Consider the following 12,133-nt stretch of genomic DNA (forward strand, 5'->3'; position numbering starts at 1 on the left):
CAGAATTTTTACGGGACGCCTACCGAGGCTGTTCTCCTTGGCGAGGAAGTCGTCGGTCTTGCCGAGAAGTCTGGCAATCCGGGGTGGCGCAATCTTGCGCTGTACAATCTCGGACAAGCCTATTTTCTTGCGGGGCGCTATCGCGAGGCCGAGCAGACATTCGCACGAGGCCGCGCTCATCTCATGGGATCGGAAGCGATTGCGCCGTTTGGCACGCCGCCGAAATACACGCTCCTCCTCTGCTGCATGATGAAGAGCTTCACCCACACCGTCATGGGCGAGCTCGATGCCGCCGAGCAGCTCCAGCGCGAAGCCGCCGCAATCGCCAAGGAGACCGGCCGCCCCTATGACCGCGTCGCCGCCGCCTATAGCGGCGGCTGGCTGAAGCTCGGGCAGAACGATCCGGCGGCCGCTGCTGCCATCCTCGAGGACGGCTTCGTCCTGGCGCAGAAGCACGGCATCCGGCTGTTCGTGCCGGTGCTGGCCTGTCATCTCGGCATCGCCTATCTGGAGCAGGGGCTGTTCGACCGGGCGCGCGGCATGCTGACGGAGGCGCGCGAGGAGGCGAGGGGGGTCGGCTATACCTCGGCGGTGCTGCGCAGCTCGATCTATCTGGCGCTCGCCACCCACCGACTCGGCGATGTCAGGGCCGCGCAGAACATGCTGCGCGAGGCCCGCAACACCGCCCGCCAGCAGGGGTTTTCAGGCCTCGAGGCCGAGGCCCTGTTCGGCGAGGCCGTCGTGACGCCGCCATCGGATGCGGCGAACAAGGCCGCCATCCTCGTCGCTCTGCGCGGCGCCATTGCGATCGCTTCCGAAAGCGGCGCGCTGCCGCTGAGGCAGAAAGCCGAGGCGATGCTGAACGAGATGGTCGCCCGGGACGATCGGCTCAGCTGAGCCGGCTCCCGGTCAGGCTGGCGATAGCGCTGGCGCAGGCGCGATCTTGCCCGACGCGTCAAATGAATTTCGCAGCTGAAACAACGTGATCGCTACTGTGCATGGGGTTGTTTTCGCCTCTTTGAAGCGAAGCCCTCGCGCGTCACGCCAGGAACGCGCGGAACCGGCGCAGCGCGATCACGAAGAAGACGCCGCCGATCACGGCGAGCGCAGCAAGCTGCGGCCACACCGCCTCCAGGCCCGCGCCGCGGAACAGGATCGCCTGCGCCAGCATCACGAAATGCGTGTTGGGCGCCGCCAGCATGATGTCCTGGACGAATTGCGGCATGCTCTCCCGCGGCGTCATGCTGCCCGACAGGGTCTGCAGCGGCAGCAGGATCATGATCAGCAGCAGTCCGAACTGCGGCATCGATCCGGCGACGGTGGCGAGAAAGATGCCCATGCTGGTGGTGGCGAAGAGCTGGAGTGCCGTCCCGACGAGAAACAGCGCCACCGAGCCGTCGATCGTGACCGCCAGCCATCCCTTGACGACGAAGGCGATCGACAGCGCCGAGGCGACCAGCACCACCGCTCCCATCGACCAGACCTTGCTCACCATGATCTCCAGGGGCGTGACCGGCATCACCAGGAGGTGCTCGATCGTGCCGTGCTCGCGCTCCCGGATCAGCGCCGCGCCGGTCAGGATGATCGAGAGCATGGTGATCGACATGATGAGGTGGTCGATCGCGCCGAACCAGGACCTCTTCAGCTCCGGATTGAAACGAGCACGTAGCGCGAGGTCGATCTGCGGTGTTTGAGCTTCGCGGGTGCGCGCCAGGAACTCCGCGATCTCGGCGTTGACGATCTGCTCGACATAACCGCCACCGTTGAAGGCCTGTGAGATGCGCGTCGCGTCGACGTTGAGCTGGATCGTCGGCGCCTTCCGCGCCAGGAGGTCGCGCTGAAAGTCCGGCGGTATGTCGAGGGCAAACGTGTCGAGGCCGGCATCCATCCGTCGGTCCATCTCGTATTGCGAGATCAGCCGAGGCGTGGAGAAGTACGGTGCGGTGAACGCCATCCCGATGCGAGTCGAGATCGGCGAATGGTCTTCGTCGACGATGGCGATCGCAGCGCGGTTCAACGTCTCCGGCAGCGTGTTGGCACCCTCATAGACCGCGAACGTGAAGGAATATGCGATGAGCACGAGCAACACCCGGTCGCGCGCCAGTCCGCGCAATTCCTTGATTCCGAGTTGTAGCAAGTTGCCAAGGCGCATGGTCAACGGGCCCGTTTCTTCAGCAGCAGCGCACCTGCGGTGACCAGCACCGGGATCATGACGGCGAGCGCCAAGAGCTCGTTGTGAAGCGTGGCGAATCCCAGTGCCTTCGAGAACGTGCCGCGCGAGATGGTCACGAAATAGCTGGTCGGATAGACAAGACCGATCATCTTGCCCGCCCCTTGCAGCGACGAGACCGGATCGATCAGGCCGGAATACTGGATCGCGGGAATCAGCGTGATCAGCACGGTGCCGAACAGCGCGGCGATCTGGCTCTTCATGAACGACGAGATCACCAGTCCGATGCCGGTGGTGGCCGTGACATAGAGCAGCGCGGCAGCCGCATAGGTCGGGAAGCTACCGGTGAAAGGCACGCGGAAGACAGTGAGCGCAAAGCCGACCAGCAGCAGGAAGTTGGCAAAGGCCAGCACCACATAGGGCAGCTGGATGCCGAGCAGGAACTCCAGCCGCGTCACCGGCGTGACGTAGAAATTGACGATCGATCCGAGCTCCTTCTCGCGCACGACCGCGAGTGCTGCGAGCACCGAAGGGATCATGATCAGCAGCAGCGGAATGATGCCAGGCGCCATGGCGACGACACTCCGGACGTCCGGATTGTAGCGGTAGCGCAATTGCAGCTGGTAGGAGCCGGCGATCGCTGCATCGCCATAGAGCTCGCGGCCTTTCTGCGCGAGCCAGGTCGCGTGGATCGCCTGGGCATAGGAGCGCAGCGTCTCGGCCCGCGTCGGATTGGCGCCGTCGACCCAGGCGCCGATTTCGACATGGCGGCCGCGGCTGACATCGCGGCCGAAGCCCGGCGGCAGTTCGATGGCGAGGCCGATCTCGCCGGAGCGCATGCGGCGGTCGAGTTCGGCGTAATCGGTGATCGGGGATTTCTCGGTGAAATAGCGCGAGCCGGCGATCTGAAGGCTGTAGTCGCGGCTGATCACGCTGTCGTCGCGGTCGAGCACGGCGAAGGTCAGATTCTCGACGTCCATGCTGATGCCGTAGCCGAGCACGAACAGCAGCAGCACGCTGCCGAGGATCGCGAGCGTGGCGCGGATCGGATCGCGCCGTAGCTCGAGCGTCTCGCGGCGGGAATAGGCGAGCATGCGCGTCGGATTGAACGCGGCGCTGTGCTTACGCGGCGGCGCCGACGTCTCGGCCGGCGCGACGGATGCGGCTGCCGGCGGAGGCGCTGCATCCGCCGTGTCGGCAATCGCCTCTTCCAGGCAGGCGATGAAGGCCTGCTCCAGCGTGGCGGTGCCGCGCGCGGCCACGATCGCGGCGGGCGTATCCGACGTCAGCACCCTGCCGGCGTGCATCAGCGAGATCCGATCGCAGCGCTCCGCCTCGTTCATGAAATGAGTCGAGACGAAGATGGTGACGTTGTCCTTGCGGGAGAGCTCGGCCAGGATCTGCCAGAAGCGGTCGCGGGCGACCGGATCGACGCCGGACGTCGGCTCGTCGAGGATGAGGATGTCGGGCGCATGGATCATGGCGACCGCCAGCGACAGCCGCTGCCGCAGCCCGAGCGGCAAGGCATCGGGCAGGGCGTCGACGACATCGGCGAGATCGAACCGGGCGATCATCTCGTCGATGCGGGCGGCGATGGTGTCCGCCGGCAGCTCGAACAGGCGTGCATGCAGATGGAGATTCTGCGCGACCGTGAGCTCGGAATAGAGCGAGAAGCCCTGCGACATGTAGCCGATGCGCCGCCGCACCGACATGTCGCCGGCATCGATGGTCTTGCCGAACAGGCGCGCGGTGCCTTCGCTCACGGGCAGGAGGCCGGTCAGCATCTTCATGGTCGTGGTCTTGCCGCAGCCGTTAGAGCCGAGAAAGCCGAAGATCTCACCCTTCCTGATGCGGAAGCTGACGTCGTCGACGGCAACGAAACCATCGAACCGCCGGGTCAGGTGGTCGGCTTCGATCGCGATCTCCTCGTGATCCTTGTCGCGCGGGGGGATGACGACATTGCTGTGGTTGCTGCGCTCGGCCTCGGGCAACAGACGGATGAAGGCGTCATCGAGCGTATCGGCGCCGGTCTGCCGCTTGAGTTCGGCGGGCGTTCCGGTCGCGAGCACGCGGCCGGCGTTCATCGCGATCAGGAAATCAAACTGCGCGGCTTCTTCCATGTAGGCGGTCGAGACGATCACGCTCATGCCGGGCCGGCTGTCGCGGATCGAGGCGATCAATTCCCAGAACTGGCGCCGCGACAGCGGATCGACGCCGGTGGTCGGCTCGTCCAGGATCAGGAGCTCGGGATCGTGGATCAGCGCGCAGCACAGGCCGACCTTCTGCTTCATGCCGCCGGAGAGCTTTGAAGCGGGCCTGTCGGCGAAGGGCGTGAGCCCGGTATCGCGCAGCAGGCCGGCAATGCGCCTGTTCCGCTCCGCCTTGTCGTGTCCGAACAGGCGACCGAAGAAGTCGATGTTCTCGAACACCGACAATGTCGGATACAGATTCCTGCCGAGGCCCTGCGGCATGTAGGCGATATCGGGGCAGACGTTGCGGCGGTGGCGCGCGCTCGCCATGTCGCCGCCGAGCACGTGGATACGACCCTCCTGGATCGCGCGCGCGCCCGCGATCAGGGCGAGCAGGCTCGATTTGCCGACGCCGTCGGGGCCGATCATCCCGACCATGCGGCCGGACGGCAGGTCGAGCGTGATGGATTCGAGCGCCCGGGTCTTGCCGTAGCTCAGGCCTACGCCTTCCAGATGCACCACGCTGCCGACGGCAGCCGGTGCTTCGGCTGCGATGGTCGTGCTCATCTCGTCAGCTTGATCTTGAGATTGTCGGGCCATTGCGAGGCCGGATCGAGCTGCACATAGGCCATTCCGGGCAGGCCGGTCTTCACGTGTTCGATGTGCTGGCGCAGCAGGTCTGGCGCGATATGCGCCTTGATGCGGAACATCAGCTTCTGACGTTCTTCCTCGGTCTCTACGGTCTTGGGCGTGAATTGCGCGACGTCGGCGACGAAGGTGGCCTTTGCGGGGATCACGTATTGCGGGATGGCGTCGAGCACCAGACGGACCTCGGCGCCGATCGCGACGCGGCCGGCATCGGCCGTCGGCAGGAAGAACGTCATGTAGACGTCGCCGAGATCGACCATGTTGAGGACGCGGCCGCCGGCAGCGAGCACCTCGCCGGGCTGCGCCACGCGATACTGCACGCGGCCGTCGCGCGGCGCCTTCAGCACGCTGTCGTTGAGGTCGGCGTTGATGCTTTCGATCGCGGCCTTTGCCGCGTCGACCGCCGCGCCGGCATCGATCACCATGGCGCGAGAGGAGCTGATAGCGGCTTCCGATGCTGCGACCTGGGCCTGGGAGGCGGCGAGCGCCGCCTTCGCTGTGGCGTTGGCGGCGCGGTCGTCGTCCAGGACCTGCTGGGACACCGCGCTCGTCCTGATCAATTGTTCGGACCGGTCGAGCTTGCGGCTCGTGGTGTCGAGCTGGGCGATGCGCTGGTCGACCACGGCTTCGGCGGCCTTGCGTTCGGCCTCGCGCTGGTTCACCAGGCTCTTCGCGGTCTCGACATTGATCGTCGCGCGCTGGAGCTGCGCTTCGGCCTGGCGGCGCTGGGCCTGCAGCTGCTCGGTGTCCATGCGTGCCAGAACCTGGCCCGCGCTGACGAAATCGCCTTCGTTGACCAGGATCTCGCGGATTCGTCCCGGCGTCTTGGTGGCGATGTCGATCTCGACCGCCTCGATGCGGCCGTTGCCGCGGGCAAAGCCCGGTGGCAGCGTGTTGGCATCGCGGTGCTGCCAATAGTAATAGCCGCCGCCCGCGAGCAGGATGGCGAGCGCGGCGACGACGCGACCCGGTGTGAAATTCATCTGTTCATAACGCCGTGCGGCGGCGCCCACTGTTGAGGTACGAACGCCCAGCCGCTGATCGCGCGGAAAGAGCGAACTCAACATTGCAGCGAATTTTGCACCGCAACTTGATGCAGATCAGACCGCGGCGCGAGGTGTCCTGCCTCTATTTGGGCCTGCGCCTCCCATCATCGCCCGTCCGCCGGATTGGTCGAGCGGACGAGCGAGTCTTGCTGACCGGAATGACTGTCGGCTCGATCCGGGCCGTCTCACTTCACCAGCGGGCAGCCGCCATCCTTCAGCGGCCGGAACGCCTGATCGGCAGGGACCTCGGCGAGCACCTTGTAGTAGTCCCACGGGCCCTTCGATTCCTCGGGCTTCTTGACCTGGAACAGATACATGCTGTGCACCATGCGGCCGTCCTCGCGCAATACGCCGTTGTCGGTGAAGGCATCCTTGACCGGAAGCTCGCGCATCTTGGCCATCACCGTCTTGGTGTCCTTCGTGCCGGCGGCCTGCACGGCCTTGAGGTAATGCAGCGTCGCGCTGTAGGTCGCGGCCTGGTTCATCGTCGGCATGCGCTTGACGCGCTCGAGGAAGCGCTTGCCGAAGGCGCGGGTCCTGTCGTTGAGGTCCCAGTAGTACGCCTCGGTGATGATCAGCCCCTGCGCGAGCTTCAGTCCCAGGCTGTGCACGTCGGAGATGAACATCACGATCGCAGCCAGGTTCTGGCCGCCGGCGACGATGCCGAACTCGCCGGCCTGCTTGATGGCGTTGATGGTGTCGCCGCCGCCATTGGCGAGACCGATGATCTTGGCCTTGGAGGCCTGAGCCTGCAGCAGGAAGGACGAGAAGTCCGCCGTGTTGAGCGGGTGCTTGACGCTGCCGAGCACCTTGCCGCCGGCGGCCTTCACGACATCGCCGGTGTCGCGCTCGACCGAATGGCCGAACACGTAGTCCGCGGTCAGGAAGAACCAGGTGTCGCCGCCGTTCTTGACGATGGCGCTGCCGACGGTGTGCGCGTTGGCGTAGGTGTCGTAGGTCCAGTGCGCCGTGTAGGGCGAGCAGGACTTGCCGGTGATGTCGGAGCTCGCCGCGTCCGTCACGATCATGATCTTCTCGTACTGCTTCGACAGCTCCATCACCGCGAGCGCGGTGGCCGAGGTCGGCAGGTCGATGATCATGTCGACGCCCTCGGTCTCCCACCATTTGCGGGCGATGGTCGAGGCGACGTCGGGCTTGTTGAGCACGTCGGCCGAGACCATGTCGATCGGCTTGCCGAACATCTTGCCGCCGAAATCCTCGATCGCCATTTTGGTCGCCTCGACATTCCCCATGCCGCCGATGTCGGAATAGACCGAGGAGAAGTCGGAGAGCACCCCGATCTTGAGCGGGGCCTGCTGGGCGGACGCGGGGATGATCAGGGCAGCCGACAGCAAGCCGGCCGCAGACGCGAGTGCTGCGATAGGTCTCATGGATACGTTTCCTCTTATGCGGGACTATTCTGTCCCTTTGTCCGACAAAGCTAGAGGTCGGTTCCGCAGGAGTCAATTTGTTGCGCGTGCGGCATTATTGACGGGGTTTGACGTGCTTTCGGACTGGTCCTATAGTTTGTCCGACAAACGCCATTGGGGGCCAAATTGCCTTTAGCGCCGCTGTTTCGCCCGATTGATGTCGCGCCGGCCTATCAGAAGGTGGCTGACGCCATCGAGCGCGAGATCGTCAATGGCCGCATCAAGCCGGGCGATCCCATCGGCACCGAGCACGATCTGGTCCGCCAGTTCGGCGTCAATCGCTCGACCATTCGCGAGGGCATCCGCGTGCTAGAGGAGGGCGGGCTGATCCGCCGCGATTCCTCGCGCCGCCTGCACGCCTGCCTGCCGCGCTACAGCAAGCTCGCCAGCCGTCTCAGCCGCGCGCTGGTGCTGCACGAGGTCACCTTCCGCGAGCTCTACGAGGCCTCGATGACGCTGGAGGTCGCCAGCATCGAAGGCGCCGTCGAGCGCGCGACCGACGCGAATCTCGTCGAGCTCGACGACAATCTCGTGCGCAGCGAAGCCGTGGTCGGTAGTCCCGCGGCGCTCGCCGAATGCGACGCCGAATTCCACGTGCTGGTGGCCAAGGCCTCGCAGAACCGCGTGCTCCAGCTTGCGCGCGAGCCGGCGGCGCAATTGTTCTATCCGACCACCGAGATGATCGTGACGGGTGTGGCCGAAGGCGGCCCGCGTCTCGTCGCCGCGCACCGCCATCTCATCGACGCGATCCGCCGCCGCGACCGCGAGGCCGGCGTGCTGTGGACGCGTCGGCACTTGCAGGACTGGCGCCGCGGCTTCGAGAAGATCGCTTCGCTCGATCGTTCGGTCGAGCACATGTACATGGAGCACGCGCAAGCGGCTCGGCGAAGATAACACTGCACAACAAGACGCAAGATTTCAGCCAAGAAATCCAGCCAATAAAGACATCACACGGAGGGACACATGACCGGCGACATCGCAGCCATCATCTCGAAAGCGCGCGAGCATTCCATCGGCGATCTCCTGCGCCGGTCGGCGGGCCGCGAGCCGAACAAGCTCGCGGTGAGCTGCGGCGATGTGAGCTGGACCTTCGCCGAGATGGACGCGATCTGCAACCGGCTCGGCCGCGGTCTATTGGGACTCGGCGTCAAGAAGGGCGACCGCCTCGCCGTGCTCTCGCGCAATTCGCACGCCTTTGCCGCGCTGCGCTTCGCGGTGGCGCGGATCGGCGCGGTGCTGGTGCCGATCAACTTCATGCTCAATCCGGACGAGATCAATTTCATCCTCAAGAGCTCCGGCGCCAAGCTGCTCGCGACCGGGCCTGATTTCGTCGAGCCTGCGAAGGCCGCAAGCGCCAAGGATTGCGCGGTCGAGAAGATGATCTGGCTGCCGGGCGAGGATCCCGCATCGGCGCCCGCGGGCCTCACCACTTTCGACGATCTCCTCGACGCCGACGGCTCGTTCCTGGACGCATCGGTCGACAGCCGCGATCTCGCGCAGATCGTCTACACCAGCGGCACGGAATCCCTGCCCAAGGGCGCGATGCTGACCCACGAAGCCGTGATGTGGCAGTATGTCAGCTGCATCATCGACGGCGGCATGAGCGCGGAGGACAAGTTTCTGCACGCGCTGCCGCTCTATCATTGCGCCCAGCTCGACGTTTTCCTGGGCCCGCAGATCTATCTCGGCGCCTCCGGCGTCATCACGGGCAAGCCGACCGCCGACAACATTCTGGCGCTGATCCAAGCCCACAAGATCACGTCCTTCTTCGCGCCGCCGACGATCTGGATCGCGATGCTGCGCTCGCCGAATTTCGACACGACAGATCTGTCGACCTTGCAGAAGGGCTATTACGGCGCCTCGATCATGCCAGTGGAAGTCCTGCTCGAACTTCAGCGCCGCCTGCCCAACGTCAAGTTCTGGAATTTCTACGGCCAGACCGAGATCGCGCCGCTCGCGACCGTGCTGCGACCGGAGGACCAGCTGCGCAAGGCCGGCTCGGCCGGCAAGCCCGTGCTCAATGTCGAAACGCGCGTGGTCAACGCGGCGATGGAGAACGTCGAGGTCGGCGAGGTCGGCGAGATCGTTCACCGCTCGCCGCATCTGCTGTCCGGCTACTACAACGATCCGGTGAAGACGGCGGCAGCGTTCTCCGGCGGCTGGTTTCATTCCGGCGATCTCGCCACCGTCGATGAAGAGGGCCACATCACCGTGGTCGATCGCGTCAAGGACATGATCAAGACCGGTGGCGAGAACGTCGCGAGCCGCGAGGTCGAAGAGATGGTCTACCGCATCCCGGGGGTCTCCGAGGTCGCCGTCGTCGGCCTGCCCGATCCGCGCTGGATCGAGGCGGTGACTGCGATCGTCGTGGTCAAGAGCGGGGAGAAGCTGGACGAGGACGCCGTCATCAGGCACTGCGCCGGCCAGATGGCGCATTTCAAGGTGCCCAAGCGCGTCATCTTTGTCGATAGCCTGCCGAAGAATCCGAGCGGCAAGCTGCTCAAGCGCGAGCTCCGCCAGCGCTTCGTCGGCGGCGAGACGCTCGACAAGGCGATCCAGAAGAATTTCGGGACGTGATGATCTCGCCTCAGTACTTCTTCACTGCGGCACCGAAGGCCAGCCATAGTGCGATCGACGCGAGCCCGAAGCCCCCGAGCAGCAGGAAGGTCGGTCCGTAGCCGATCCATTGCGCGATCCAGCCGCCGAGTGCGGGACTGAAGCTCGCGCCGACGCCCTGCACGGTGATCACGGCGCCCTGGCCGAGATTGATGCGGCCGGTGCCGTTGAGCGAGCGCGCGACCATGCCGGGGACAGCAACAGTCTGCAGCCCGGTGCCGATGCCGTCGAGCACCTGCATCGGCACGACGCCCCACCATCCCGTGACGAAGAAGGCAAGCACGCCGCGGATCGGCAGGAACATGAAGGACACCAGGATCACCGGCCAATAGTTGCGCTTGCTCGCGGCCTTCATCGCGATCAGAGAGGTCACGATCATCACGCCTTGTGCGATCACCACGGTGGTCGCGACGAAGCTCGGGCCGTTGGCCTGGCCCTCGGCCACCGCGGCAAGTCCGTAGAGCGGAACAATGGCAGCGTTGCCGAGGTGGAATAGCGCGAGGGTGAGGGCCAGCACGAGCAGCGCCCGGTGCTTGAGCAGCATTGTCATCGCATCCGGGGGAGCCTTGGAGTCGTCCTCCTTGCTGCCGCGCGCAGCACGGTCGTCGATTGCCTTGGCCGGAATCATCAGGACGCAGGCGATGGCGATGGCGCCGAACACGGCTGCCAGCGCGAACACGGCGACATAGCCGAACTGGTATCCGAGATAGCCCGACAATGCGGCGCCGACCATGTTGCCGGCGTGGTTGAAGGCCTGATTGCGGCCATTGAGTGCATTGAAGCCCTTCTGCTTGGCGATGCCGAGCGTGATGCCCGTTACCGCCGGCACGATCGCGGCGCTCGCCAGCGATTGCGCGACCTGCGAGAACGTCACCGCCCAGAAGTTCTGCGAGATCAGGATGATCGCGGACGCGAGAACGACGCAGATGCCGGGACCGACGACCCAGAGCCGCTTGTTTCGGCTGGCGTCGATGAAGCCCCCGATTGGCGTTGTGATCAGCATGCCCGCGACGTTGCCGATGGTCATGGCGGTGCCGATCAGCCCGCTGGCCCAGCCGCGCTCCTGAAGAAATACCCCGACGAACGGTCCAATGCCCGACTGCATGTCGGCCATGAAGAAGTTGAGCGCGAACAAAGGCCAGACACGGGACGAGGAGGGGGACCGCGATACCATCGATACTCGAATATGCTCTTCGTGTGTCGCGATCCCTTTGGCCAATCGGCCTGGCGTGGGCCTGAGCGTAACGGGCGCTCGCCGCGTTGGTTCCAGACTCTGCTGCCGATCATCGAACTTGCCGGGAGCTTGTCCGCAATGTCATCCTGCGATCTTGCCACGGAGCACGAGCCATGCCTCTCTGGACCTGCGAAACCTGCGGCGCCCAATTTCCCTCACGCGCAGCAACGCCCGACTCCTGCCCGATTTGTGAGGACGAGCGGCAGTTCGTGAACTGGAACGGGCAGACCTTTCTCGCGCGCGAGGAACTCGCGCGCCGGCACCGGCTGGTGGGACGCGACGACCTTGGCCTCACCGGGATCGGGATGGAGCCGAGCTTTGCCATCGGGCAGCGTGCATTGCTGGTGCCTCAAGGCGAAGGCTGCGTGATGTGGGATTGCATTCCGCTTGCGACCGATGAGGCCATGCAATATGTCGCCGCACTCGGCGGGCTCAGGGCCATCGCGATCTCGCATCCGCATTACTATGGTGCGGTCGCTGACTGGAGCGATACGTTCGGCGGCGTGCCGGTCTATCTGCACGCCGACGACCGCGCTTTTGTCACACGGCCTCATCCCGCGATCGTGCACTGGACCGGCGAAAGCCATCGCATCTCCGATGACGTGCTGTTGCTGCGCACCGGCGGCCACTTCGCCGGCGCCACCGTGCTGCATTATGCGCGCGGTGCGGACAGCAGGGGCGCGCTGCTCACCGGGGACGTCGCTCAGGTGACGATGGACCGGCGCTGCGTCAGCTTCATGTATTCCTACCCCAATTACATGCCGCTCAACGCCGCCGCGGTGCGGCGGATCGCGGCAGGC

At 65.2% G+C, this 12,133-nt stretch carries 9 protein-coding genes; 4 read left to right on the forward strand and 5 right to left on the reverse strand.

What is annotated here, in order from left to right; translation table 11 throughout:
* A partial coding sequence (locus IC50_RS25365; protein WP_035711196.1) for a tetratricopeptide repeat protein occupies positions 1-897 on the forward strand: 897 nt, incomplete at its 5' end.
* A gap of 142 nt (positions 898-1,039) precedes the next feature.
* On the opposite strand, the gene IC50_RS25370 is transcribed toward IC50_RS25365, so the two are convergent.
* The 4 genes from IC50_RS25370 to IC50_RS25385 form a co-directional block, all read right to left on the reverse strand.
* Positions 1,040-2,152: an ABC transporter permease gene (locus IC50_RS25370; protein WP_035711198.1), complete on the reverse strand. Its 1,113-nt coding sequence runs from the start codon at positions 2,150-2,152 to the stop codon at positions 1,040-1,042.
* A 2-nt stretch (positions 2,153-2,154) separates the two neighbouring features.
* Positions 2,155-4,926 carry a ribosome-associated ATPase/putative transporter RbbA gene (rbbA, locus tag IC50_RS25375; protein ID WP_035711201.1) on the reverse strand — a complete coding sequence of 924 codons (2,772 nt, stop codon included), beginning with the start codon at positions 4,924-4,926 and terminating at the stop codon, positions 2,155-2,157.
* Complete coding sequence (locus tag IC50_RS25380; RefSeq protein ID WP_035711210.1) at positions 4,923-5,990, reverse strand: HlyD family secretion protein; 1,068 nt, start codon at positions 5,988-5,990, stop codon at positions 4,923-4,925. The genes rbbA and IC50_RS25380 overlap by 4 nt, the downstream gene beginning before the upstream one ends.
* Positions 5,991-6,238: 248 nt before the next feature.
* Positions 6,239-7,444 (reverse strand): ABC transporter substrate-binding protein, encoded by a 1,206-nt coding sequence (locus tag IC50_RS25385; protein ID WP_035711203.1) that lies wholly within the window; start codon positions 7,442-7,444, stop codon positions 6,239-6,241.
* A gap of 165 nt (positions 7,445-7,609) precedes the next feature.
* Here IC50_RS25385 and IC50_RS25390 point away from each other — a divergent pair, with 165 nt between their 5' ends.
* Both IC50_RS25390 and IC50_RS25395 read left to right on the forward strand, forming a co-directional pair.
* Positions 7,610-8,377 (forward strand): FadR/GntR family transcriptional regulator, encoded by a 768-nt coding sequence (locus IC50_RS25390; protein ID WP_035711206.1) that lies wholly within the window; start codon positions 7,610-7,612, stop codon positions 8,375-8,377.
* A gap of 69 nt (positions 8,378-8,446) precedes the next feature.
* Positions 8,447-10,060 carry an acyl-CoA synthetase gene (locus tag IC50_RS25395; RefSeq protein ID WP_035711207.1) on the forward strand — a complete coding sequence of 538 codons (1,614 nt, stop codon included), beginning with the start codon at positions 8,447-8,449 and terminating at the stop codon, positions 10,058-10,060.
* A 10-nt stretch (positions 10,061-10,070) separates the two neighbouring features.
* On the opposite strand, the gene IC50_RS25400 is transcribed toward IC50_RS25395, so the two are convergent.
* The gene (locus IC50_RS25400; protein ID WP_035711209.1) at positions 10,071-11,273 is read right to left on the reverse strand and encodes an MFS transporter; all 1,203 of its coding nucleotides are present in this window, start codon (positions 11,271-11,273) and stop codon (positions 10,071-10,073) included.
* Positions 11,274-11,446: 173 nt separating this feature from the next.
* Here IC50_RS25400 and IC50_RS25405 point away from each other — a divergent pair.
* On the forward strand, positions 11,447-12,133 hold a 687-nt coding region (locus IC50_RS25405; RefSeq protein ID WP_035711211.1), incomplete at its 3' end, for an MBL fold metallo-hydrolase.

The organism is Bradyrhizobium genomosp. I (2014) (genome assembly GCF_000261685.1).
Lineage (GTDB): Bacteria > Pseudomonadota > Alphaproteobacteria > Rhizobiales > Xanthobacteraceae > Bradyrhizobium.

Excerpts from the sequence above, each read along its gene's own strand:
- IC50_RS25370 (WP_035711198.1), bottom strand. The coding sequence starts at position 2,152 with ATGCGCCTTGGCAACTTGCTACAACTCGGAATCAAGGAATTGCGCGGA.
- rbbA (WP_035711201.1), bottom strand. The coding sequence starts at position 4,926 with ATGAGCACGACCATCGCAGCCGAAGCACCGGCTGCCGTCGGCAGCGTG.
- IC50_RS25380 (WP_035711210.1), bottom strand. The coding sequence starts at position 5,990 with ATGAATTTCACACCGGGTCGCGTCGTCGCCGCGCTCGCCATCCTGCTC.
- IC50_RS25385 (WP_035711203.1), bottom strand. The coding sequence starts at position 7,444 with ATGAGACCTATCGCAGCACTCGCGTCTGCGGCCGGCTTGCTGTCGGCT.
- IC50_RS25395 (WP_035711207.1), top strand. The coding sequence starts at position 8,447 with ATGACCGGCGACATCGCAGCCATCATCTCGAAAGCGCGCGAGCATTCC.
- IC50_RS25400 (WP_035711209.1), bottom strand. The coding sequence starts at position 11,273 with ATGGTATCGCGGTCCCCCTCCTCGTCCCGTGTCTGGCCTTTGTTCGCG.